Source organism: Janthinobacterium sp. P210005 (assembly GCF_036231865.1).
In the GTDB taxonomy this organism is placed as follows: Bacteria; Pseudomonadota; Gammaproteobacteria; order Burkholderiales; family Burkholderiaceae_D; genus Janthinobacterium; species Janthinobacterium kumbetense.
Window position 1 is genome coordinate 1,437,644 of record NZ_JAZARC010000001.1, and the last position, 21,738, is coordinate 1,459,381.

Annotated in this window: 23 protein-coding genes; 5 read left to right on the plus strand and 18 right to left on the minus strand. The window is 65.8% G+C overall.

Features of this window, described 5'->3' with window-relative positions; all coding sequences use genetic code 11:
- Nucleotides 1-66: 66 nt before the first annotated feature.
- Nucleotides 67-363 (plus strand): ArsR/SmtB family transcription factor, encoded by a 297-nt coding sequence (locus tag VPH40_RS06260; protein ID WP_034751927.1) that lies wholly within the window; start codon nucleotides 67-69, stop codon nucleotides 361-363.
- A 68-nt stretch (nucleotides 364-431) separates the two neighbouring features.
- Complete coding sequence (locus tag VPH40_RS06265) at nucleotides 432-1,496, plus strand: alkene reductase (RefSeq protein WP_099667401.1); 1,065 nt, start codon at nucleotides 432-434, stop codon at nucleotides 1,494-1,496.
- A 142-nt stretch (nucleotides 1,497-1,638) separates the two neighbouring features.
- On the opposite strand, the gene VPH40_RS06270 is transcribed toward VPH40_RS06265, so the two are convergent.
- On the minus strand, nucleotides 1,639-1,860 hold the full coding sequence (locus VPH40_RS06270) for a hypothetical protein (protein ID WP_077406246.1): 222 nt from the start codon (nucleotides 1,858-1,860) through the stop codon (nucleotides 1,639-1,641).
- Between the two features lie 249 nt (nucleotides 1,861-2,109).
- Between VPH40_RS06270 and VPH40_RS06275 the strand changes: the two genes are divergently transcribed.
- The gene (locus VPH40_RS06275) at nucleotides 2,110-2,721 is read left to right on the plus strand and encodes a 1-acyl-sn-glycerol-3-phosphate acyltransferase (RefSeq protein WP_305052542.1); all 612 of its coding nucleotides are present in this window, start codon (nucleotides 2,110-2,112) and stop codon (nucleotides 2,719-2,721) included.
- Here VPH40_RS06275 and VPH40_RS06280 read toward each other — a convergent pair.
- The 11 genes from VPH40_RS06280 to VPH40_RS06330 form a co-directional block, all read right to left on the minus strand.
- A complete protein-coding gene (locus VPH40_RS06280; protein WP_289914223.1) occupies nucleotides 2,718-3,278 on the minus strand; it encodes a HupE/UreJ family protein in 561 nt (186 codons plus the stop codon). The two genes, VPH40_RS06275 and VPH40_RS06280, sit on opposite strands and share 4 nt — an antisense overlap.
- A complete protein-coding gene (ureG, locus tag VPH40_RS06285) occupies nucleotides 3,275-3,913 on the minus strand; it encodes an urease accessory protein UreG (RefSeq protein ID WP_034783159.1) in 639 nt (212 codons plus the stop codon). The genes VPH40_RS06280 and ureG overlap by 4 nt, the downstream gene beginning before the upstream one ends.
- Nucleotides 3,914-3,936: 23 nt before the next feature.
- The gene (locus tag VPH40_RS06290; protein ID WP_328573341.1) at nucleotides 3,937-4,617 is read right to left on the minus strand and encodes an urease accessory protein UreF; all 681 of its coding nucleotides are present in this window, start codon (nucleotides 4,615-4,617) and stop codon (nucleotides 3,937-3,939) included.
- Nucleotides 4,617-5,150: an urease accessory protein UreE gene (gene ureE, locus VPH40_RS06295; protein ID WP_289904505.1), complete on the minus strand. Its 534-nt coding sequence runs from the start codon at nucleotides 5,148-5,150 to the stop codon at nucleotides 4,617-4,619. Before ureE ends, VPH40_RS06290 begins: the two co-directional genes overlap by 1 nt.
- A gap of 13 nt (nucleotides 5,151-5,163) precedes the next feature.
- Nucleotides 5,164-6,864: an urease subunit alpha gene (ureC, locus tag VPH40_RS06300; RefSeq protein WP_328572997.1), complete on the minus strand. Its 1,701-nt coding sequence runs from the start codon at nucleotides 6,862-6,864 to the stop codon at nucleotides 5,164-5,166.
- A gap of 1 nt (nucleotide 6,865) precedes the next feature.
- Nucleotides 6,866-7,195, minus strand: a complete 330-nt coding sequence (locus VPH40_RS06305) for an urease subunit beta (RefSeq protein WP_251348197.1) — start codon at nucleotides 7,193-7,195, stop codon at nucleotides 6,866-6,868.
- 93 nt (nucleotides 7,196-7,288) lie between these two features.
- The gene (locus VPH40_RS06310) at nucleotides 7,289-7,591 is read right to left on the minus strand and encodes an urease subunit gamma (RefSeq protein ID WP_034751936.1); all 303 of its coding nucleotides are present in this window, start codon (nucleotides 7,589-7,591) and stop codon (nucleotides 7,289-7,291) included.
- 25 nt (nucleotides 7,592-7,616) lie between these two features.
- Entirely contained in the window at nucleotides 7,617-8,483 is an 867-nt protein-coding gene (locus tag VPH40_RS06315) for an urease accessory protein UreD (RefSeq protein WP_328572998.1), read from the minus strand.
- 141 nt (nucleotides 8,484-8,624) lie between these two features.
- Complete coding sequence (locus tag VPH40_RS06320) at nucleotides 8,625-10,847, minus strand: two-component system response regulator (protein WP_328572999.1); 2,223 nt, start codon at nucleotides 10,845-10,847, stop codon at nucleotides 8,625-8,627.
- Between the two features lie 175 nt (nucleotides 10,848-11,022).
- Nucleotides 11,023-13,188 carry a sensor histidine kinase gene (locus tag VPH40_RS06325; protein WP_328573000.1) on the minus strand — a complete coding sequence of 722 codons (2,166 nt, stop codon included), beginning with the start codon at nucleotides 13,186-13,188 and terminating at the stop codon, nucleotides 11,023-11,025.
- On the minus strand, nucleotides 13,185-16,247 hold the full coding sequence (locus VPH40_RS06330; RefSeq protein WP_328573001.1) for a sensor histidine kinase: 3,063 nt from the start codon (nucleotides 16,245-16,247) through the stop codon (nucleotides 13,185-13,187). The genes VPH40_RS06325 and VPH40_RS06330 overlap by 4 nt, the downstream gene beginning before the upstream one ends.
- Nucleotides 16,248-16,507: 260 nt before the next feature.
- Between VPH40_RS06330 and VPH40_RS06335 the strand changes: the two genes are divergently transcribed.
- Nucleotides 16,508-16,987, plus strand: a complete 480-nt coding sequence (locus VPH40_RS06335; protein WP_328573002.1) for a GNAT family N-acetyltransferase — start codon at nucleotides 16,508-16,510, stop codon at nucleotides 16,985-16,987.
- A gap of 4 nt (nucleotides 16,988-16,991) precedes the next feature.
- Here the strand turns inward: VPH40_RS06335 and VPH40_RS06340 are convergent, their stop codons facing one another.
- From VPH40_RS06340 to VPH40_RS06365, 6 genes are all read right to left on the minus strand, one after another.
- Nucleotides 16,992-17,168 (minus strand): hypothetical protein, encoded by a 177-nt coding sequence (locus VPH40_RS06340; RefSeq protein ID WP_289914215.1) that lies wholly within the window; start codon nucleotides 17,166-17,168, stop codon nucleotides 16,992-16,994.
- Nucleotides 17,146-17,523 carry a DUF2750 domain-containing protein gene (locus tag VPH40_RS06345; protein ID WP_328573003.1) on the minus strand — a complete coding sequence of 126 codons (378 nt, stop codon included), beginning with the start codon at nucleotides 17,521-17,523 and terminating at the stop codon, nucleotides 17,146-17,148. Before VPH40_RS06345 ends, VPH40_RS06340 begins: the two co-directional genes overlap by 23 nt.
- Nucleotides 17,513-17,797 (minus strand): hypothetical protein, encoded by a 285-nt coding sequence (locus tag VPH40_RS06350; RefSeq protein WP_328573004.1) that lies wholly within the window; start codon nucleotides 17,795-17,797, stop codon nucleotides 17,513-17,515. The genes VPH40_RS06345 and VPH40_RS06350 overlap by 11 nt, the downstream gene beginning before the upstream one ends.
- A gap of 1 nt (nucleotide 17,798) precedes the next feature.
- Nucleotides 17,799-18,188 carry an Imm1 family immunity protein gene (locus VPH40_RS06355; protein WP_328573005.1) on the minus strand — a complete coding sequence of 130 codons (390 nt, stop codon included), beginning with the start codon at nucleotides 18,186-18,188 and terminating at the stop codon, nucleotides 17,799-17,801.
- The gene (locus tag VPH40_RS06360; RefSeq protein WP_328573006.1) at nucleotides 18,185-19,837 is read right to left on the minus strand and encodes a SulP family inorganic anion transporter; all 1,653 of its coding nucleotides are present in this window, start codon (nucleotides 19,835-19,837) and stop codon (nucleotides 18,185-18,187) included. The genes VPH40_RS06355 and VPH40_RS06360 overlap by 4 nt, the downstream gene beginning before the upstream one ends.
- 67 nt (nucleotides 19,838-19,904) lie before the next feature.
- Nucleotides 19,905-20,486 carry a TetR/AcrR family transcriptional regulator gene (locus tag VPH40_RS06365; RefSeq protein ID WP_289897375.1) on the minus strand — a complete coding sequence of 194 codons (582 nt, stop codon included), beginning with the start codon at nucleotides 20,484-20,486 and terminating at the stop codon, nucleotides 19,905-19,907.
- A gap of 127 nt (nucleotides 20,487-20,613) precedes the next feature.
- On the opposite strand from VPH40_RS06365, the gene VPH40_RS06370 reads away from it, so the two are divergent.
- A complete protein-coding gene (locus tag VPH40_RS06370; protein WP_328573007.1) occupies nucleotides 20,614-21,591 on the plus strand; it encodes an SDR family oxidoreductase in 978 nt (325 codons plus the stop codon).
- Nucleotides 21,592-21,738: the final 147 nt, after the last annotated feature.

Here is a 21,738-nt window from a genome sequence, read left to right on the forward strand (position 1 = left end):
ATTAGAATTGAACAACTACGATATATACATCGCTGAAAAGCGAATTGTATGTTCAGGAGAAACAATATGGATATCGACGCCATCCACAAGGCGCTGGCCAATCCAGTGCGCCGGCAGATTTTGCAATGGCTCAAGGAGCCGGAACAGTATTTCCAGGAGCAGGACCACCCGCTGCACCTGGGCGTGTGCGCCGGCCTGATCGACCGCCGCCTGAACCTGTCGCAATCGACGGTCTCGGCGCACCTGGCCAGCTTGCAAAAGGCGGGTCTGATTTCCGCAACCAAGGTGGGCCAATGGAGTTTCTTCAGCCGCAACGAAGCCACCATCCAGGCCTTTCTCGATCACATGCAGCAAGGTTTGTAAGCACAGCTTTCATCTCGATCACTCCGTCTCAACGCCGCTCGACCGGCCCCAACAAGGAAATGATAATCATGGCAACTTTATTCGACCCCATCACCATTGGCAGTCTGCAACTGAAAAACCGCATCATCATGGCGCCGCTGACGCGTTCGCGCGCCGGCAATCCGGGCCGCGTGCCCAACGCCCTGATGGCCGAGTACTACACGCAGCGCGCCTCGGCAGGCATGATCATCTCGGAAGCGACGGCCGTCACGCCGCAGGGCGTGGGCTACGCCGACACGCCGGGCATCTGGTCCGAGGAACAGGTGGAAGGCTGGAAACACATCACCCGGGCCGTGCATGACGCGGGCGGCCTGATCGTGCTGCAGCTGTGGCATGTGGGCCGCATTTCCGCCCCCGTCTTCCTCGATGGCGACTTGCCCGTGGCGCCCAGCGCCGTCAAGCCGGCCGGCCACGTCAGCCTGGTGCGTCCGAAACAGGAATTCGTCACGCCGCGCGCACTCGATACGGAAGAAATTCCCGGCATCGTGGCAGCCTACCGCCTGGGCGCCGAAAATGCGAAAAAAGCGGGTTTCGATGGCGTGGAAATCCATGGCGCCAATGGTTATTTGCTCGACCAGTTCCTGCAAGACAGCACCAACTTGCGCACCGACAACTACGGCGGTTCGATTGAAAACCGCGCCCGTTTGATGCTGGAAGTGACGGACGCGTGCATCGAAGTCTGGGGCGCCGACAAGGTGGGCATGCACCTGGCGCCGCGCCGCGATGCGCACGACATGGGCGACTCGGACCCGCGCGCCACCTTCGGCTACGTGGCACGCGAGCTGGGCAAGCGCGGCATCGCTTTCATCTGCGCCCGCGAAGCGCTGGGCGAAGACCGCCTGGGTCCGTACCTGAAGCAGGAGTTCGGCGGCGTGTACATCGCCAACGAAAAAATGGACAAGGCGGCGGCCGAAGCCCTGCTGGCCAAGGGCGAAGCCGATGCCGTCGCCTTTGGCCTGTGGTTCATCGCCAACCCCGACCTGCCCACCCGCCTGCACAGCGACGCGCCCTTGAATCCGCTGAACCCGGACACCCTGTACGCGCCGGACGCTGCCGGCTACACGGACTACCCGGCGCTGGCGGCACAAGCCTGAACGGCACCCTGAAAGCCCCCTGAGCGGCACTGCGCCGCCCATTTCCCCTGGCGGCGGACGCGACGATACCAACGCACTGACTGCGTGACGATCGCCGCGTCCGCCGCTTTTTTATTGACGCCGCCGCGCCGTTCCCTCACCTTCAGCGCCATCGGCGCCGTGCCGGCCGGGCCGGACGGCGCGCCTGCACGCTGCTGAAGACGCGGCGTATCACCTCGACCGGTACCGCGTGCTCGCGCAAATACGCTGTCGCCACCGTCCGCCCCAGTGCGTGGTGAAAAGCAACGCCCCGCTCGACGAGCTCGGCCATCACCTTGTCCGTTCGCACATTCTCCCCATTCACCTCGTCGATGCTGTTTTTCATGCCATGGCTCCCTGTCGGGTGGATCAACACTGCATGAAGTTTTGACCACATTGTGCGCATTTAGTGCCCGACACGGAGGTCAAGCATCGTTAAAATAGCAGCAGCAACGGCCCCGACACCGCATGAATAGCGGCCTCGGCTGCTTGTCGCCATCGCCAGCCCCGTATAGAATGCCTGCGCAGAATTTTGCTTCAAGGAAAATGGCCACCAGCGCCATCCCATTAAGAACAGTGTCACTGAAGGGTATCAATGGACGATTTATTTGTACAAGCGGGCGACTTGCCGACCTGGCACCAGCGTTGCGCGCTGCGCGTACTGCACCTGTTTGGCTGGCGCATGCGCTTCCGTCCCCTGCCAGGGCCGCGCGGCATCGCCGTCGTCTACCCGCACACGTCCAACTGGGATTTCATGGTGGGCCTGTTTGGCAAATGGGCGCTGTCCTTGCCTTTCCGCTGGCTGGCCAAGGATTCCCTGTTCCGCGGCCCCATGGGCAAGGTGCTGCGCTACCTGGGCGGCGAACCCGTCGACCGCAGCACCACCAGCGGCACCATCGGACGCCAGGCCGAACGCATGCTGGCCGCCGACTGGTACTGGCTGGCCATCACGCCGGAAGCGACGCGCAGCTACCGTCCGAACTGGAAAAGCGGCTTTTATCACCTGGCCGTGGCGGCCAAGGTACCCTTGCTGCTGGTGTACATCGACTACCCGAACAAGGTGCTGGGCGTCGTCGACCATTTATATTTGACGGGCGACAAGGATGCCGACATGGCCGCCATTGCCGCCGTGTATGCGGGCCACCAGGGCTTGCACCCGGAAAAGGCGGCGCCCATCGTGCTGTCGGAGCGCCGTCCCGGTTCTTAATTCAGTCCCATCAACACCACGCCGGCGGCCGTCAAGGCCACGCCGGCCACGCGCAGCATGCGCTCGGCCAATACCTGGCCGAGGAAACGTCCCGTACCCAGCAAGACAGCCGAGGCCAGCATGAAGCCGCACGCGGCCGAGGCGGCCGGCAATTCCTGGCCATGCGCATTGCCATGCGCCAAGGCAAACACGCCCACCAGGCCCATGCCGAGCCAGTTCGGCAAGGCCAGCGCCAGCGCGATGGCCAGCCCCACCAGCGCCACCGTGGCGGCGATGCCCGTTTCCAGCCCCGGTACCGTCAATCCCACCATGCCGGCCAGCGCGCCCAGCAGCATCATGCCGAGAAAAGTGGCGGGCTGGGCCAGGCCGCCGCGCTGCTGGCCGCCCCAGATACCCACGCCCAGCATGGCCAGCAAATGGTCGATGCCCGTGAACGGATGGGCGAAACCGGCCAGGAAGCCGGCGTTCTCGCCATGACCGGGATGGGCCATGGCGGGCAAGGCCAGCAGGCACAGCGCCGCCACGGCGGCCGTTTTCTTCATCAATCTTGCGCTCATTGCAGCTCCTTGCCTGGTTGATCGAGCAAACCTTGCTCGCGGATAAAATCGATAACGACCTGCACGCCGTCGCCGCTGCGCAGGTTGGTGAACACGAAGGGACGTTCGCCGCGCATGCGCTTGGCGTCCTGCGCCATGATGTCCAGGTTGGCGCCCACGTAGGGCGCCAGATCCGTCTTGTTGATGATCAACAAATCGGAACGCGTGATGCCGGGCCCGCCCTTGCGCGGGATCTTTTCGCCGCCAGCCACGTCGATCACGTAAATCGTCAAATCCGACAATTCCGGGCTGAAGGTGGCGGCCAGGTTATCGCCGCCCGATTCGACCAGGATCAAGTCGAGATTCGGAAAGTCTGCTTGCATGCGCGCGATGGCTTCCAGGTTGATCGACGCATCTTCGCGGATGGCCGTGTGCGGGCAGCCGCCCGTTTCCACACCCATCAGGCGCTCGGCCGGCAAGGCATCGGCGCGCAGCAGGATTTCCATGTCTTCCTTGGTATAGATGTCGTTCGTGATGACAGCCATGTCGTAGCGTTCGCGCATGCCCTTGCACAGCATTTCGCACAGGGCCGTCTTGCCCGAGCCGACGGGGCCGCCGATGCCGACGCGCAGAGGGTTTGAGGTAATCGATGTCATGTTGTAGTCTCTCGTGATAGTGTTCAGGAGCGGTACAGCCGGCTGTACTGCACTTCGTGCCGCATCGACAGCAGCGACAGGCCGGGCGTCCAGTTGCCCATCTCGTCGTCTTGCAAGGTTTGCGCCGTCAGGGCCGCCGCTTCCAAGTCCGGCCGCAGCGACAGCAGCAATCGCTGGCCCGCCACCTGCCCCAGCGGCACGGATTTCACGCAGACAAGCACCTGGTTTTCCGCCCACGCGAACAGCATGGCCAGCAGCGCCTCTTTGCGCGGAATGGCCAGCGCCGCCACGGCGCACGCATACGCGGTGGGCAAGGCCACCTCCGGCTGGCCCTGCAGCATGTCGATCAGCACGCCGTCGGCCACGCCCAGCTCGGCCAGCAATTTGGTCAGCGAATATCCCATCTGGATGGTTTCGGCGCGAAATTCCGCCGTGTCGCGCGAAGCGATGAAACGCTCGCTCCAGCGCTGCACGGCGTGCAGATCCTGCGCTTCGAAGGCTTGCATCAAGCGCCAGCACAGGGGGGCCTCCCAGCGCGCCACCACCTGCGCCAGATGCCGGGCGATCCATTCGCGCGCCGTGGCCGCATCCGTCACCAGGCCGGATTCGAACGCCGCTTCCAGCCCCTGCGAATAGCTGTAGGCGCCGATCGGCAAGGCCGGGCTGGCGAACTGCAGCAGATGCAGCAGGGCCGACGCCTGCATCATGCGGCGCCTGGCGCGCCCGGCGTATCACCGGGGCGGTGGATCTTTTGCCGCAGCGGCACGGGCGCCAGCAAGTGCTGGCCGTGGCCGTCGTGGTGGCCATGGCCGCCACCATACGCGCCCGCCTCCGGCTCGAACGGCGCGCTTTCTTCCGTCACCGTCGCTTGCAAGCCTTCCAGCATCTCCTTGAGCACCACGTCCTTGCGGATGCGCAAAAAGCCGTCGCCCACCTGCGCCTGCGTGTGGCGGTTCCCCAGGTGGAAGGCGCAGCGCAGCAGGGTGTGCGCGTCCGCGCACTGCACCAGATAGGTCGGTTCGCGCGCGGCGACGATCTGCACCACCGTTCCTTCCGGCCCCGTCATGCGTTCGCCGTCGCGCAGCACCGTGCCGCGCACGGTGAACACGGCGACGTCCTCGCCATTCGACAGCACGGCGCGCAGCCGGCATTTTTCACGCTGGTCGTAGGGCAGCACCAGTTGGGCGACGGCGGCGCGATGGTCGTCAGCCGTCAGTTTGGTATGCAAAGTGAGCATGCTTGTCTCCCGCCTAAAATAGAAAATAGCGCTGCGCCATCGGCAGCACGGATGCCGCCTCGCACACGAGCAGCTGGCCATCGGCGCGCACGGCGTAGGTTTCCGGGTCCACTTCCATGTGCGGCGTGGCGCTGTTGTGGATCATGTCGTGCTTGCGCAAGCCGCGCATGTTTTTCACGGCGATGACGGATTTATTCAGTTTCAGCTGATGGCCGATATCGAGGTCGTAGGCCGCCTGCGAGACAAACGTAAACGACTTTTTCAGGCCGCCGCCGAAGGCGCCGAACATCATGCGGTAGTGCACGGGCTGCGGCGTGGGAATCGAGGCGTTCGGGTCGCCCATCTGCGCGGCCGCGATCATGCCGCCTTTTAAGATCATCGACGGTTTGACGCCGAAGAAGGCCGGCTTCCACAGCACGATGTCGGCGATCTTGCCCTCCTCGAGCGAGCCCACCACGTGCGAAATGCCATGCGTGATAGCCGGGTTGATCGTGTACTTGGCGATATAGCGCTTGGCGCGGAAGTTGTCGCTGCGCGCCGTGTCGGGTGCCAGCGCGCCCCGCTGCACCTTCATCTTGTGCGCCGTCTGCCAGGTGCGCATGATCACTTCGCCGACACGTCCCATGGCTTGCGAGTCGGACGACATCATGGAAATGGCGCCGATATCGTGCAGGATGTCTTCGGCGGCGATGGTTTCGCGGCGGATGCGCGACTCGGCGAACGCCACGTCTTCCGCGATGGCCGGGTCCAGGTGGTGACACACCATCAGCATGTCCAGGTGCTCGTCGAGCGTGTTGACGGTGAACGGGCGCGTGGGGTTGGTCGACGAGGGCAGCACGTTGGCTTGCCCGACGGCGGCGATGATGTCGGGCGCATGGCCGCCGCCCGCCCCTTCCGTGTGAAACGTGTGGATGGTGCGGTCCTTGAAGGCGGCCAAGGTGTGTTCCAGGAAGCCGCCCTCGTTGAGGGTATCGCTGTGCAGCGCCACCTGGATATCCATGCGGTCGGCCACCGACAGGCAATTGTCGATGGCGGCCGGCGTGCTGCCCCAGTCTTCGTGCAGTTTCAGGCCGATGGCGCCCGCGCGCACCTGCTCTTCCAGGGGCAGCGGCAAGCTGACGTTCCCTTTTCCCATGAAGCCCAGGTTCATCGGGAAGGCGTCGGCGGCCGCCAGCATGGCGTGCAGATGCCACGGCCCCGGCGTGCAGGTGGTGGCGGCCGTGCCCACGGCCGGCCCCGTGCCGCCGCCCAGCATGGTGGTCACGCCGCTCATCAGGGCTTCCTCGATCTGCTGCGGGCAGATGAAGTGGATGTGCGTGTCGACGCCGCCGGCCGTGACGATCATGCCTTCGCCGGCGATGATTTCCGTCGCGCCGCCGATGGGGAGCGTGACGCCCGGCTGGATGTCCGGATTGCCCGCCTTGCCGATGCCGAAAATCAGGCCGTTTTTCAGGCCGATATCGGCTTTCACGATGCCCCAGTGGTCGAGGATGACGGCATTCGTGATGACGGTATCCATCACCTCGGCCGCGCAGCGCTGCGACTGGCCCATGCCGTCGCGGATCACCTTGCCGCCGCCGAATTTCACTTCTTCGCCGTAGATCGCGTAGTCATGCTCGATCTCGATGAACAGTTCCGTGTCGGCCAGGCGGATGCGGTCGCCCTTGGTGGGGCCGAACATTTCGGCGTACGCGCTGCGGGGAATGCTGGCCATCTCAATCCTTTCCCGGTGGAGTGTCTTGCAGTTCACCCATCACTGCCCCATTGAAGCCGTAGACCTTGCGCTCGCCCGCCAGCGCCACCAGTTCCACCGTGCGCTGCTGGCCCGGTTCGAAGCGCACGGCCGTGCCAGCCGTGATATTGAGGCGCATGCCGTAGGCGCGCCAGCGCTCGAAAGCCAGCGCCGGGTTGACTTCGAAAAAGTGGAAATGCGAGCCCACCTGGATCGGCCGGTCGCCCCGGTTGGCCACCACCACGGTAGCCGTGGCGCGGCCCGCATTGAGGCTGATTTCGCCTTCTTCCAATTTGTATTCGCCTGGGGTCATGAGGGGCTCCTTCAAAGATCGCGTTATGCTTGCCGGCCGGTCGCCGGCGCAAAAACAGCCACGGCGCGGGTGGCGCCCTGGCCGCTCGAAAAACTACGGTATCGGGTGGTGCACGGTCACCAGCTTGCTGCCATCGGGGAAAGTCGCTTCCACCTGGATATCGGGGATCATCTCGGCGATGCCGTCCATGACGTCGGCGCGCGACAGAATTTTTGTGCCGTCCGACATCAGCTGCGCCACCGACTTGCCATCACGCGCGCCTTCCATGATGGCGGCGCTGATCAGGGCCACCGCTTCCGGATAATTGAGCTTCAAGCCGCGCGCCAGGCGCCGTTCGGCCAGCAGCGCAGCCGTAAAAATGAGCAGCTTGTCTTTTTCGCGGGGAGTCAGGTCCATGGTTTTCCTTGCGCTTCTTTCCTGATTAAGTATTCCAGATGCGGGGCACGACGGCGTCGCGTCCCAGCATGGCGGGACGCAGCAGCTGCCAGGCGGCCAGCATGATGCGGCGCGCCGCCTCGCTGTCGCCGCACAGCAGGCGCACCACCACCAGCGCTTTCATGTGTGTGGCGCCAAACGCGGCGCCGGCCGGCACGGCGATCTCGCGCACGGCCGCCAGCACGGCGGGAGCAACGGGCATGCCGACGGCGATCAGGGTGGCGCACACCGTGTGGCCCCCCAGTCCCAGCGGGCTGGCCATCAGGGCGCCGCCGGCGGCCAGCACGCCCTGCTCCCACCACAGCAGCTTGCCGCCGCGGCGGATCTGCACCTGCTGGCTGATGCTGCCCGTGTTGAATATTTCGCCCGAGGCGCCGCGGCCCAGGCAGACGATGTCGCAGCCGATATAGCCGGCGTCCGGCGCCAGTTCCACCTCGTGGCGCAGGCGCACGCAAGCCTGGTCGAAGAAAATGCTTTCCTGCGGCAGCCACTCGATGGCGGCGCCGCTGCCGGCGCGCAGCACAAGGTGCTGGCCCGAGACATGGCCGTTCGCGCGGTACCACTTGGCGGCGCCGGGGGACGTGAGCAAGGCGTGCGCGCCCTCGCCCACCGTGGCGTCGACGGCCAGCTGGTCGCCGCCCACCACGCCGCCGGGCGGATGGATGATGATGGCGTGGCAGACGGCATCGCCTTCCGGATACAGGGGCTTTTGCACGCGCAGGGGGCCGCTGTGCGTGCGCTCGACGAGACGGCTGACGCCATCGTGCAGCGCAAAGCCCAGGCGCAAATGCGCCTGCCAGGCGCTGTGCGCGCTGGCGGCAGTAGGCGTTGCGAAATGTGGGCTGTCTGGCATGCACTGCAATCGTGTAAATAACGATCTACAAAGCAGGATGCATGCCAGCGCCAGAGGGAAGAAACGTGAGAATCATGCACCGCATTGCGGCGCCCGCACCATATCAGTGCGATTACAGTGCAGGCGCGGCGCGGGGTGTGCTTATGCCGACACGGCTGCCGGCGCCACCGTCAGCACACGCCGTTCGCGCAGCAGCGCCGTGAAGGCTTCCGCGGCCAGGGGGCGGCTGAAATAATAGCCCTGCATTTCGTCGCAGCCGTGTTCCGTCAAAAAATCCACCTGCTCGCGCGTTTCCACGCCTTCGGCGATGACGCGCATGTCCAGGTTATGCGCCAGCGAAATGACGGAACGGGCGATGGCCGCATCGCTGCTGCTGGTGGTGACGTCGTCGACGAACGATTTGTCGATCTTCAGCACGTCGATGGGGAAGCGTTTCAGGTAGCCGAGGCTGGAATAGCCGGTGCCGAAGTCGTCAAGCGAAATGCCCACGCCGATATCCTTCAGGCGCGTGAGGGCCGCCACCGCCTTGTCTGGGTCGCCCATCACCGTGCTTTCCGTGATTTCGATGCCCAGGCAGGCAGGCGCGATGGCGTATTTACGCAAGGCCGCCTCGACGAACGGCACCGTGCGGTCTTGCGCGAACTGCTTGCCGGACAGGTTGACGGCCACCTTGATGCTGCCCAGGCCCGCGTCGTGCCAGGCGCGGATTTGCGCGCAGACGCTTTCGAGCACCCATTCGCCGATGGCCGTGATCGAGCCATATTCCTCGGCCAGCGCGATGAACAGGCCGGGCGGCACCTTGCCCAGCACCGGGTTATCCCAGCGCAGCAAGGCTTCCGCGCCCAGCAAGGCGCCCGTGCGCAAGCACATCTGCGGCTGGTAGTGCACTTCGAATTCATCGCGGCCGATGGCACCGCGCAGCTGCTGCTGCATCGCCAGGCGGGCGCGGATGTCGCTGCCCATGCGCTCCGTGAAGAAGGCGTAATGGTCGCGCCCCATTTCCTTGGCGCGCACGAGGGCCGTGTCGGCGTGGCGCAGCACGTCGTCGAGGCTGTCGCCGTCGGCCGGGCACATGGCGATGCCGATGCTGGTCGTCAGCGCCAGGCGCTCGCCATCGACGCTGAGTTCCTCGCGCAAGCCGGCCAGGATGGTTTGCGCCAGCGCAAGCGTGCGCCCCAGCAGGGCATCGTCCTGCAGCAGGATCTGGAATTCGTCGCCGCCCTGGCGCACCACCGTGTCGCCTTCGCGCACGCAACCGGACAGGAAACGCGCCACCACTTGCAGCGCCTTGTCGCCCACGGCCTGGCCGTGCGAATCGTTGATGTTCTTGAAGCGGTCCAGGTCCAGGCACATCAGCACCACCTGCTGGCCTTCGCGCAGGGCGTTCGCGCGCGCCTGTTCGAAGCGCTCGCGCAGCAGCACGCGGTTCGGCAAGCCCGTCAACGCGTCGTGGTAGGAGAGGAAATCGATCAGATGCTGCTCGGCCTTGCGCTCGCTGATGTCGAGGAAGACGCCGATGTAGTTGACGACGGCGCCGTCGGGCCCGTGCACGGTGGAGACGCTGAGCAGGCAGGGATAGGTGTCGCCGCTCCTGCGCCGCGTCTGCACCTCGCCCGACCAGCAGCCGCTGCTGCGCAAGCCCTGGCGCAGGGCCAGCAGCACGGCCTCGCCCGTGTATTCGGCGTGCAGGCGCAAAATGTCCGTGCCCACCACTTCCTGCGCCGCGTAGCCGGTGATGCGCGTAAAGGCGGGATTGGCCGTGACGATGACGCCGGCCGGATCGGTGATCAGGATGGCGTCCTGCGTCGCTTCGAAGACCTGGCCCGACAGGCGCAGCAATTCTTCATTGGCGCGGCGGATCTGCACTTCGCGCGCCAGCGTACTGGCCACCTGCTCCAGTTCGGCCGTGCGTTCGGCCACGCGCCGTTCCAGGTTGGCGCGCTCCTGCGCCAGCTGCAGCTGCGCCCGCGCCAGGCGCACGTGGGCGTCCGTGCGGGCCAGGATTTCCTCGGCCTGGAAGGGTTTGGCGATGAAATCGACGGCACCCAGCGCGAAGCCGCGCACCTTGTCGTCCGTGTCGTACTGGGCCGACAGGAAGATCACCGGCACCTGGCGCAGGGACGGTATCTCCTTCAGGCGGCGGCACACTTCAAAGCCGTCGAGGCCGGGCATGCGCACGTCGAGCAGGATCAGCTCGGGCGGGCGCGCCTGGGCCGTCCACAGGGCCAGTTCGCCATTCGGCGCCTGGCGCACCGCATAGCCGGCGCCGCCCAGCAAATCGCTCAACAGCTTCAGCGAAGCCGGCGTATCTTCAACGATCAGTACTTCGCCCTTCGAATTCACTTCCGAAAAATCGCGGTGCATGTAGCAGTTCTCTCAGCTTTGGATGAGGCGCGGCGGTCCGTTGCCGCGCTGGACAAGACATTTCTTTGCGATGAACTACGTACTATCATCATAATCTTTATTGCAATTTAGCACCATCCATCGGCGGCACTTAGTCCGTCTTTTCAGCGAATCCGATGTTGTCAGCCCACACTTTTCAAGCGTGCGCCAGCGCGCCCTCATTCTCCAGCAAGTCGCACAGCTGACGGTATTGATGCTGGTCAAGCATCGCCTGCAGCGGCGCCAGCACGGGCGCGGCCGCCGGCGGCAAGGCGCCCAGCAGCAGTGCCACCCTGGCCAGGTTCAATTCGCGCAGCGCCACCAGCAAGGAGGCGCGCTCTTCCCCTGCCAGCAGCAGCAAGTCTTGCGCCCGCAATGCCGGCGGCGCCTCGGGCGCCGGCACTGCGGGCAGCGGCACGGGCGCCGCCACGGGCGCCTCGGCCGCCTGCGCGGGTATGCTGAAACGGAAGGTGGCACCCTGCCCCGGCATGGATTCCACCGTCAGTTCGCCTTTCATCAATTGCACGAATTCGCGCGAGATGGCCAGGCCCAGGCCCGTGCCATCCTTCGGTCCCGCGCTGTCGGCCTGCACGAAAGGCTCGAAGATGCGCTGCTGGTCTTCCGGGGCGATGCCGATGCCCGTGTCGCTGACGGCGAACGACAGGCGCCACGTGGCGTCATCGCGCCGCTCGCCGCGCACGCGCAAGGCGACCTCGCCGCCGCCGGCAAACTTGACGGCGTTCGACATCAGGTTCAGCAGCACCTGGCGCAGACGCGTCGCGTCGAGCAGCACGGCCGCCGGCACGTCGGCGCAATCGAGGCGCAAGGCCAGCCCCTGCTGCTCGGCGCGCATGCCCAGCATGTCCATCACTTCCTGCAGCAGGGGCGCCAGCGCCACCACGGCCGTCTGCGCGTGCAGGCGCCCCGCCTCGCCCTTCGACAGTTCGAGGATTTCATTGATCAACGTCAATAAATGATTGCCGGAGCGGTGGATGATGGCCAGGTTGCGCTTTTCATCGTCCTGCATGTTCGGCGAGGCGGCCATCAGGCGCGAAAAGCCGATCACGGAATTCAAGGGCGTGCGCAGTTCGTGGCTCATGTTCGCCAGGAAGGTGCTCTTGGCGCGGTTCGCCGCCTGCGCCTGGCTGACGGCCACCGACAGGGCGCTCGTGCGCTCGGCCACCAGTTCTTCCAGGTGATGGCGGTGGCGCAGCAGTTCCAGTTCGGCCTCGCGGTGCGCCGTGATGTCGTAGTTCGAGCCCACCAGGCGCATGGGCCGCCCCTGCCCGTCGCGGAAGATCACGGCATCGGCCTTGATGTAGCGGATGGCGCCATCGGGCCACAGGATGCGGTACTCGTGCGTGAAGGCCTGGCCGGCGCCCAGCGCGGCGCGCAGGGCCTCCTTGGCGGCCGGCACATCGTCCGGCATCAGCGCCGCGCGCCAGATCGCCGCCGGCGCCATCGCGCTGTTCGCATCGGCCTTGAACTGCGCATACATCTGCTCGTCCCACTGCAAGGCATCGTTGATGACGCTCCAGTCCCAGATGCCGATGCTGGCCGCGCCGGTGGCCATCTGCACGCGCTCCTCGCTGCGCTGCAAGGCGCGGTAGCGGCTGTCGAGCAGCGCCACCATGTCGCGGATGGAACGGTACAACGTGCGCAGCTCGCCCAGGAACCACGCTTTCGGCGGCGTGCCGGCCGCTTCGCTCTGCCCTGCCTGGACGCCGGCCGCATACTGGCCGATCGCCTTCAAGGGCTTGAGCATCAGACACCACATGAGCAGCCAGATGCTGGCCACCAGGATCACGTCGAGCGCCACGATCATGGCACCGATGCCCAGCGCGCGTTGCCGCAGCTGCGCGTGCAACAGGGCCGGCGTCGCATACACGGCCACGTTGCCGATGACTTGCCCGCCCATCGTCACGGGGCGCCGCTGCACCAGCCAGCCGGGTTCCGCGGACAGCGAGGAAAAACTGCCGATGGCGCCGGTCGCGGTGCGGCGCAGCACCAGCGCTTCCTTGCCGATGCCCGGCGTCAGGGAGCTGGCCACCAGGTCGCGCTTGCCCAGCGTGCTGCGCATGATGGCCTGCATCTGCTTTTCATCGAGATTCCACAAGGGCAGTTCGATGGCCACGGCCAGCTGGTCCGCGCTCAGGGCCAGGCTGCGGTGCAGCTGCTGCCAGCGCTGCTCGCGTTCGGACTGGTAAAACAGCACGGCAAACACCAGCAGCAGCGCGGTGACGACAAAGGTCAGCGCCACGCTGACGGCCAGCACGATGGAGACGCCGCCCAGGCGCGCGCCCTTGGATGCGTGAACCGTCATGCGTCTTCGCCCTGCGGTTCGCTGGCCAGCTGCGCCAGCAAGGCGCACAGCGGCTGGTACTGATGCTGTTCCAGCATGGCGGCGATGTGCGCAGCCAGCTGCGGCAGGCTGGTCGCCACGCCGGCCAGCACGATGGCGCTGCGCCGCAAATCGAGGGCCCGCACGGATTCGAGCAGCGCCTGCCGTTCGGCCGCGCCCAGCTGGCCCAGCGCCTGCTGCAGGTCGAAGGCGGCCGCCGGCACGCGCGGCGGCGCGGCGGCGGTGCGCTGGAAGCGCACGCCCAGTTGCTGCTCCAGCATGGCGAACAGGTGTTCCTGTTCGATCGGCTTGCGCAGGAAGCCGTCGGCGCCGGCGGCCAGCGCCTCCTGCTTTTCTTCCTCGAAGGCGGAGGCGGTCATGATCACCAGGCGCGGCTGCACCAGCGCCGGCTGCGCGCGCAGCCAGCGCGTCAGCGCCAGGCCGTCCATGTCCGGCATGCGCCAGTCGCTGAGCACCATGTCGTAGCGCTGCGCCGCCAGCATGGCTTGCGCCTGCACGCCGCCGGCCGCCTCCTGCAGCTGGAAGCCCAGCGGCGCCAGCAAGCCGGCCAGCAGCTTGCGGCAGTTGTCGTCATCGTCGACCAGCAGCACCGTGCGCCCGCGCTGGCCCGCCGGCAGGCGCGCCACGCGGCCCGGCGCCAGCGGTGCGGCGGCAGGGCACTGCACGCAGGGCGCGCGCAAGTCGAAGTGGAACACGGAGCCGGCCCCCAAGGTCGACTCGACGCGCAGCTCGCCGCCCATCAGGCGCACGAATTCGCGCGAAATGGTCAGCCCCAGTCCCGTGCCGGCCTGCGCCACGGCGCTGTCGGCCTGCACGAACGGTTCGAAGATGCGTTCCAGGTCCTCTTGCGCGATGCCGCTGCCCGTATCGCGCACGGCAAACGCCAGCGCCACTTGCCCATCCTTGTCTGCCTGGCAGGCCAGCGACAGGGTCACGCTGCCCTGCTCGATGAACTTGAGCGCATTCGACAGCAAATTGAGCAGCACCTGGCGCAGCTTGGCGCCGTCGAGGCGCACCAGCGGCGGCACGCCGGAACGCTCCAGCCGCAGCGCGATGCCCTGGTCGCCGGAGCGCATGCGCACCATCTCGAGCACCTCGTCGAGCAAGCCGTTCAAGTCCACGGGCCCCGCTTGCAGCTGCATGCGGCCCGCCTCGATTTTCGACAATTCCAGGATATCGTTGATCAAGGTCAACAAATGATGGCCGGCGCGGTTGATGATGGCCAGGTTATGCTTTTCTTCCTCGAACATGCTGCTCGAATCGGCCATCATCTGCGAAAAGCCGATCACGGAATTCAAGGGCGTGCGCAATTCGTGGCTCATGTTGGCCAGGAAGACGCTTTTCGCGCGGTTCGCCGATTCGGCCTCGGTGACGGCCACCGACAGGGCCGCCGTGCGCTGCTGCACCAGCTCTTCCAGGTGGTCGCGGTAGCCGAGCAATTCCTGCTCGCCGTGCTTGCGCTCGGAAATGTCGACGATACCGCTGCGCACCAGGCGCCGCCCTTCCATCGGCAAGCGCACCAGCCGCACTTCGCAGGGAAAGATGCTGCCGTCGGCGCGCCGCACATTGCGCTCGACCAGGATGGGTTCGCCCAGCATGGCGCGGCGCAGATGCTCTTCCATCATGAGTCCCAGCGGCAGGCCATCGGGCTGCTCGCCCGTGTACAGGTCGAACGGCCCGCGCGCCAGCAGCGCTTCGCGCGGCATCCCCAGCATGCGCTGCGCGCTGCTGTTGGCGTCGATGAAGCGGTCCAGGTCCAGGTCATATACGACGATGGCTTCGGGTGCATGCTCGACGAGGATGCGGAAGCGCTGCTCGCTTTCGCGCGCATCGCTCTCGGCGCGGCGCAGGCGGCGGCGCTGCAGCAGCAAGGCGCTCAGCATGCACGCCATGGCGAGAAATACGGCGCCGGCCGACAGCACGGCGACGCGGTGCTCGTGCCACAGTTGCGGCGGACGGTTGAAGAACAGGGTGTGTGGCGGCAGCCGGCTGATATCCGCATCCCAGCGCTGCAGCTGTTCCCAGTCATACATGGGCACCGGGTGCGCCGGCGGCAGCAGGGCGCCCGGCGCGGCAGGCGCCTTGCCGGCCAACACGGCCAGCGACATCTGCGCCACCTGCTGCGCGGCCCGCTCGATGTGCAGGATGGAGCCGCCCAGGATGCCCTTGCCGACCGTCGCGTTATACATGCCAAAGGCGGGCACATTGGCCAGCCGCGCCAGCTGGGCGGCAAACTGCACCGGCGTGGCGATGTTGCCGTCCACGTCGCGGTTGACATTGCCCGCCACCAACAGCGTATCGGCGGGCAAGCGCGCCACGGCCGCGCGCATCTGTTCCAGGGTCAGGTCATCGAGGTAGCGCATGGTCACCTTGCCCTGCCACGCCTGCGCCGCCTGCTGCATGTTGCGCTTCAGGGCCTGGTCGGCCTCGCTGGCGCCGACGGCCATGACGATGGTCTTGGTGTCGGGAAACAGCGCCATGGCTTGCGCCAGGGTGCCGGGAAAATCGACATTCGCCTTTTGCTGCCAGATGGAAGACGGGCTACCGACCGGCAAGGCCTTGCCCGAGGTATTGATCGCCAGCACGGGCACGCCGCGCGCCAGCGGCGCCAGGTCCGACAGCAACAAATCGAGCGCCGGCTGCTGCATGGCGATGATCAGGTCGGCCTTGCGGCCCATCATCTTGGTGTATCTTAAAAGCAACAAATCGCGCATCTCATTGCGCAGCGCCGGGTCGCCCTGGGTATTCAGGTTCAGGTGCTCGACCATGATGTCTTCGCTGGCCAGGCCCGCGGCGGCCATGGCGGCCACATAGGTGCGCGTGTACGATTCCACACCGGCGCGGCCGTAATCGTAAGCGTTGAGAAACAGCACGCGCTGCCCCTGGTGCGGCGCCGCCGAGGCCGGCGTCGCGGCCGGCACGGCGGCAGGGGCCGCGGCAACACAGAATACCAGCAGCAATGCGCAGCCACAGCGGCGCACCGCTGCCCTGCCCAGCCCGCCGCCAGGCACCTCACGCATCCTTCGCCATGCCCATGCTCACCCCCGCCTGTCACCATGTTTCAACTATGCGCTGACTGCTCAGCCACCGACACTTACAAAAACATGATAACGTCAACTGCAGGGGCAAGTCTATTCCTTAGGGCAATCTTTTGGTGGTTGCCATGTCTTTCTATATGACCCAGGCGCCGCCGCTCATCTGCTGGCTGAGCGCAGCATGAACTCTTGCTGGCTTGCTGCCAGCCATTGCGCTAGCATGGCCTTTTGCCCGGAAAGCGTCCATGACCATCACCCTGCGTCCCACCCTTGATTCCGATATCGATGCCCTGTGGGCCCTGCGCACGGTGGCCGTGCGCGTCAGTTGCGCCACGCATTATGCGCCGGAGCAAATTACTGCGTGGACGGCTACGCCTGTGCCGCCGGCGTATGCCGCCATGCTGGCCGCGGGTGGCGGCGTCGTGGCGATGCAGGGAGAAGCCATTGCCGGCTACGCTATGCTCGATGCGGACAAACAGGAAGTGGAGGCCGTGTTCGTCGATCCGGCGCGTGCGGGATTCGGCATCGGCAAGCGGCTGCTGGCGGCGCTGGAGCAGCTGGCGCGCGGACACGGCATTGCGCGTCTGCACCTGTCCGCATCGCTCAATGCCGTGCCGTTTTACCGGGCCGCAGGGTTTATTTCCTTGCGAGAGGAAGCGTATGCGCACCCCAGCGGCATCAGCCTGGCCAGCGTGGCGATGGAAAAGGCGTTGGCGGCCGCCTGAGCCTTCAGTCCTGGCCAGCTTCGGACTCGGCCAGGCACTGCTGCAGTTTCGCGATCAGGGCGCGCACCTCGTCGCCGCCCAGGTCCAGCGGGTCGCCTTGCGCGCCGACGGCGATCAGGCAGATGGCCGAGCCGTCATACCAGGCGTCCAGGCGTTCCTCATTCATATTGCTCTGATTCATGTTGCACATCCCTCAGCAAATCGGCAGGCGCCGCGATGCTGGCGCTGCCTTGCGGCACGGGAAACACGAAAGCCAGCTGCTTATTGTTCGCCATGCCGGGCAGCCATTTAGCCAGAAAATCATCGAGCCCGATGGCGCGCGGCTGGAAATGTTCCCAGTCACCGCTGGCGCACGCTTGCGCGAATGCCGCTTCCGGCCAGAACGGTATCGCCACCTTGCCGTCAAGCTGCGCCGTGGCCCAGCCGTCATGGTGCAAGCCCCACACTTCTTGCGTATCGGCTACCTTGCGCACAAAGTAGGCATGGCGCTCGGCGGACGGCAGCCCCGCCACCTGCTTGAACTTGTCAGGATGCATGCTCGTCCCCTGCCTCGTCCCATACCCGCAACTGCGGCGTGCACCAGCCCATCACCATGTCGAGGGCGTCCAGTATCACGTCTTCCAGCGGCCCTTCCTGCGCGCCGTCCTCCATAGACGGGCGCAATTCCTGCAGCAAGCCGGCCACTTGCGCCGCCGTCACGCCGCTTGCCTTGTAGCGCAACAGGATGGCGCGCAGCGTCAATAACTCTGCCCTGGCTTCGAGCGCGGCCAGCAAGTCGCTGTCGATGTCGGCGATGATGGTTTGCGGCATGTCAATCGGCCTCCCATTCGATGGCGGCCGGCCGCGCCCCGCCTGTCCTGAAAAACGCAGCGAAGGCGTGCTGGCATTCTTCCACCTCCACGCACCACGCTTCCGGATACTCGTCCACCTGGCCATTGGCCAGCAGGTAGCTGCAGGCGCCGTCCGCCTCTTCGTCGCCCAGCGAGTGAAAACTCAGGTCGTCCTGTCCCGACAGATACATCAGCCAGGCATTGCCGCCATTGCGCAGCATGCACAGTGCCGGGCCCTGTTCCGCATCCGTGGCCAGGGTCAGCCACAGTTCGCACTGAGCCAGCACGCGCGCCTCCTGCAGCGCCTGTTCCAGCGCAGCGATGGTGTCAACGGCGCGCGGTTCGCCATGCAGATTCAATTCCATCGTCATGCCGGTTCTCCACTCTTTTTCCCGCTCAAATCGTTTGTCGCCAGGGCCGTGCTCAGGTAGAGCTTGCCGCTCAGGTCTTTCAATAAGCTGCTCTGGCGCAAACGGTCCATCACGGGTCCCTTCACTTCGGCCAGGTTCAGGCTGATGCCGCGCTTGGCCAGCGCGCTATTGAGTTCGATCAAGCCCAGCAAGGCCGTGCTGTCGATCTGGTTGACGGCTGACAACACCAGCACCAGGTGGCGCGCCGTCGGGTGGCCGCGCAATTCGTCTTCCACCCTCTCCGTCACGGCCTCGACATTGCCGAAGAACAAGCCCGCATCTATGCGCAACAGCAAGACGTCCGGCAAGGTTTGCGCTTCATAGCGCTCCACGTTGCGGAAGTGCTCACTGTTCGGGATACGCCCCAGCACGGCGATGTGCGGGCGGCTGGCGCGCCAGATCAGGGTGCCCATCGACAACAGCACGCCGATCACCACGCCTGCTTCCACGCCCAGCACCAGCACGCCGGCCGTCGTCGCCAGCAAGGCCAGCGCATCGCTGCGGTCGTAGCGCCACGACAGTTTCAAGGTGTCCCAGTCCAGCAGGCTGGACACGGCAAAGATGATGGTGGCCGCCAGCACGGGCAGCGGCAGCAGGGCCAGCCAGCCCGTGGGCGCCACCAGCGCCAGCGCCAGCAAGCCGGCCGTGATGATGCTGGCCAGCGGCGTGTTGGCGCCCGCCTGGAAATTGACGGCCGAGCGCGAAATCGACCCCGTGACGGGAAAGCCGCCCGACAGCGCGCTGGCCACGTTGGCCGCGCCCAAGCCCAGCAGTTCACGGTTGGTATGCAGTTTTTCGCCCCGTTTTTGCGCCAGGGTCTGGGCAGCGGACATGCTCATCAGGAAAATGATGAAGGCGATCAAGAGCGCCGGCGACAGCAAAGTGCGCCAATGGGCGCCGGAGGTGGCCAGGTTCAGGCCCGGCAAGCCGCTGGGCACGTGGCCCGTCGTCTGCACGCCCATCGCTTCCAGGCCGCCATAGGCGACGAGCGCGATGCCGGCCAGCACCAGCGCCATCGGCGCCAGACGCGCGCCCACGTCGGCCGCCACCGGGTTCAGACCGCAGCGCCGCAGCAGGCGCGACGCGTACCGCTTGGCCAGCCACAGGAACAGCAGGCCGGACAATCCAAGTACCAGGCTGGGCGCGTGCCAGTGGGGAAGCGTCGCCCCCAGCAAGGGCGTGATCTGGCCCCAGATGATCAATATCGCGGCGCCATTGCTGAAACCGCTGATCACGGGGCGCGACAGGAAACTGGCCATGAAGCCCAGGCGCAGCACGCCGCACAGCAGCAGGACGAGGCCGCTGATGAAGGCCAGTTGGGCGGCCAGGACGATATACAGGGAGGAACCGGGGTCGGCCAGCGGCGCCAGGGCGGCGGCCGTCATCAGGGAAACGATGGCCATGGGGCCCACCGATTGCGTCATGCTGCTGCCGAACAGGGCGTACAGCACGGGCGGCAGGATGCTGGCGTAGATGCCCACCACGGGCGGCAAGCCGGCCACCAGCGCGTAAGCCATGCCTTGCGGCACCATCATCATGGCGACCACGATACCGGCGGTGATGTCTCCGGCCAACAGAGGACGCCGGTATTGCCTGAGCCAGAGCAGCATGAATGATCCCGAAATCTGAAAACCGAAGCCTATCATGCGACGAGGCCGGCTGACAGGGGGCACGGGATCAGTCTTGCAGCAATTGTGCCTTCACGGCGTCGAGGATTTCCGCCGACAGGGACGCGTCATCGACGGAACGGGCCAGCACCATGGCGCCCACCATGGCCGCAAACGTGGCGATGGCCTGCTGGCGCCGCCGCTCCTGCGTGCAATCCGGCGCGCCGTCGGGCAGCAAGCCCTGCAGCAAGGCGAACTGCTGCTGCGTGGCCTGGGTAAACGCGGGACGCGCGCCGGGCGACATGCGCGCCACGTCGACGCCCATGGCCGCCGCCGGGCAGCCGCCGCCGGGCTGGTCGCGGTGTTTCGGGGTGAGGTAGTTGTCGATAATCGCCGGCAGCGCCCGCTGCGGGTCGCTGGCGACCTTCGCCCGCCAACCTTCCAGCGACTTATTCAAGGCATGCTGGCACGCCTCGATCATCAAGTCTTCCTTGGACGCGAAATGGCCATAGAAGCCGCCATGCGTGAGGCCCGCATTCTTCATCAGGTCGGCCACGCCGATGCCGTCATAGCCCTTTTCGCGGAACAATCTTGCCGCCACCTCCACGATGCGCTCGCGATTCAGCGCCGCCTGCTCCCTGCTCACTTTCATGCTGCCCTCCCACATTTATGTCAACCATCATATAACTTTGCGCCCGTTTGCGCCACTCTGTTAGCAAGCGCACCGTGCGATGCGGGTGCCGCGCCGATACTGGATAGTCGTTTCCAGGGAGGCCAGCATGAACGAGAACAAGGACCAGTCCGCCGGCAATTTGCAGCGCAGCATCCAGCAGGAACAGGACGGCCGCGATGCCGCCAAGGCAGACAAACGGGACAGCAAGCCGCCCGTGCAGACGGGCAGCCGCAGCCAGCCGGCGCCTCCCCTGCCCGCCCAGCACCTGGACAAGCCCGGCAGCGAGGCGCAGATGCAGCTGCAACCGCGTTTCCTGGCGCCCGACTACTGCGGCAGCGGCAAGCTGGCCGGCATGGTGGCCATCGTCACGGGCGGCGATTCGGGCATCGGCCGCGCCGTGGCCGTGCTGTACGCGCGCGAAGGGGCCGATGTCGCCATCATTTACCTGAACGAGCACGCGGACGCCCACGAAACCAAGCGCTACGTGGAAGCGGAAGGCCAGAGCTGCCTGTTGATTGCCGGCGACGTGCGCGACCAGGGCTTTTGCCAGCAAGCCGTCAGCCAGGTATTGGACAAGTTCAGCCATATCGACGTGCTGGTCAACAACGCCGCCTTCCAGGAACACGCCGAATCGCTGCTGGAGCTGAGCGAGGAACGCTTCGACGTCACCATGAAAACCAATGTCTACGGCTACTTTCACATGGCCAAGGCCGTGCTGCCCCACTTGCAGCGCGGTGCGTCCATCATCAACACGGGCTCCGTGACGGGCTTGCGCGGCTCGAAGCACTTGCTCGACTATTCCACCACCAAGGGCGCCATCCATGCATTTACCATGGCGCTGGCCGGCAACTTGCTGGACAAGGGCATCCGCGTCAACGCCATCGCGCCCGGCCCCGTGTGGACGCCCCTCAACCCGGCCGACAAGTCGCCCGAGGACATCCGGCAATTCGGCGCGGACACGGACATGCGCCGCCCGGCCCAGCCCGAGGAACTGTCGCCCGCCTACGTCTTCCTGGCCTCGCCCGCCTGTTCCAGCTACATCAGCGGCATCGTCCTGCCCGTCACCGGCAGCGCAGGGGATTGAGCGATGGCGCGCGGGAACTTGCGCAAGACGGCCTGAACCCTGCACCGGCTGCGGGCGCATCGCCAGGAAGATAAATGCATTGACTTTGAGCAGGCTTCTCGCTACGTTATGCACACAGCCTGCCACCCGGCAAGCCCTGTCATGCGT

Coding starts and splice junctions, on each gene's coding strand:
- VPH40_RS06260 (WP_034751927.1), top strand. CDS start 67: ATGGATATCGACGCCATCCACAAGGCGCTGGCCAATCCAGTGCGCCGG.
- VPH40_RS06265 (WP_099667401.1), top strand. CDS start 432: ATGGCAACTTTATTCGACCCCATCACCATTGGCAGTCTGCAACTGAAA.
- VPH40_RS06270 (WP_077406246.1), bottom strand. CDS start 1,860: ATGAAAAACAGCATCGACGAGGTGAATGGGGAGAATGTGCGAACGGAC.
- VPH40_RS06275 (WP_305052542.1), top strand. CDS start 2,110: ATGGACGATTTATTTGTACAAGCGGGCGACTTGCCGACCTGGCACCAG.
- VPH40_RS06280 (WP_289914223.1), bottom strand. CDS start 3,278: ATGAGCGCAAGATTGATGAAGAAAACGGCCGCCGTGGCGGCGCTGTGC.
- ureG (WP_034783159.1), bottom strand. CDS start 3,913: ATGACATCGATTACCTCAAACCCTCTGCGCGTCGGCATCGGCGGCCCC.
- VPH40_RS06290 (WP_328573341.1), bottom strand. CDS start 4,617: ATGCAGGCGTCGGCCCTGCTGCATCTGCTGCAGTTCGCCAGCCCGGCC.
- ureE (WP_289904505.1), bottom strand. CDS start 5,150: ATGCTCACTTTGCATACCAAACTGACGGCTGACGACCATCGCGCCGCC.
- ureC (WP_328572997.1), bottom strand. CDS start 6,864: ATGGCCAGCATTCCCCGCAGCGCGTACGCCGAAATGTTCGGCCCCACC.
- VPH40_RS06305 (WP_251348197.1), bottom strand. CDS start 7,195: ATGACCCCAGGCGAATACAAATTGGAAGAAGGCGAAATCAGCCTCAAT.
- VPH40_RS06310 (WP_034751936.1), bottom strand. CDS start 7,591: ATGGACCTGACTCCCCGCGAAAAAGACAAGCTGCTCATTTTTACGGCT.
- VPH40_RS06315 (WP_328572998.1), bottom strand. CDS start 8,483: ATGCCAGACAGCCCACATTTCGCAACGCCTACTGCCGCCAGCGCGCAC.
- VPH40_RS06320 (WP_328572999.1), bottom strand. CDS start 10,847: ATGCACCGCGATTTTTCGGAAGTGAATTCGAAGGGCGAAGTACTGATC.
- VPH40_RS06325 (WP_328573000.1), bottom strand. CDS start 13,188: ATGACGGTTCACGCATCCAAGGGCGCGCGCCTGGGCGGCGTCTCCATC.
- VPH40_RS06330 (WP_328573001.1), bottom strand. CDS start 16,247: ATGCGTGAGGTGCCTGGCGGCGGGCTGGGCAGGGCAGCGGTGCGCCGC.
- VPH40_RS06335 (WP_328573002.1), top strand. CDS start 16,508: ATGACCATCACCCTGCGTCCCACCCTTGATTCCGATATCGATGCCCTG.
- VPH40_RS06340 (WP_289914215.1), bottom strand. CDS start 17,168: ATGAATCAGAGCAATATGAATGAGGAACGCCTGGACGCCTGGTATGAC.
- VPH40_RS06345 (WP_328573003.1), bottom strand. CDS start 17,523: ATGCATCCTGACAAGTTCAAGCAGGTGGCGGGGCTGCCGTCCGCCGAG.
- VPH40_RS06350 (WP_328573004.1), bottom strand. CDS start 17,797: ATGCCGCAAACCATCATCGCCGACATCGACAGCGACTTGCTGGCCGCG.
- VPH40_RS06355 (WP_328573005.1), bottom strand. CDS start 18,188: ATGACGATGGAATTGAATCTGCATGGCGAACCGCGCGCCGTTGACACC.
- VPH40_RS06360 (WP_328573006.1), bottom strand. CDS start 19,837: ATGCTGCTCTGGCTCAGGCAATACCGGCGTCCTCTGTTGGCCGGAGAC.
- VPH40_RS06365 (WP_289897375.1), bottom strand. CDS start 20,486: ATGAAAGTGAGCAGGGAGCAGGCGGCGCTGAATCGCGAGCGCATCGTG.
- VPH40_RS06370 (WP_328573007.1), top strand. CDS start 20,614: ATGAACGAGAACAAGGACCAGTCCGCCGGCAATTTGCAGCGCAGCATC.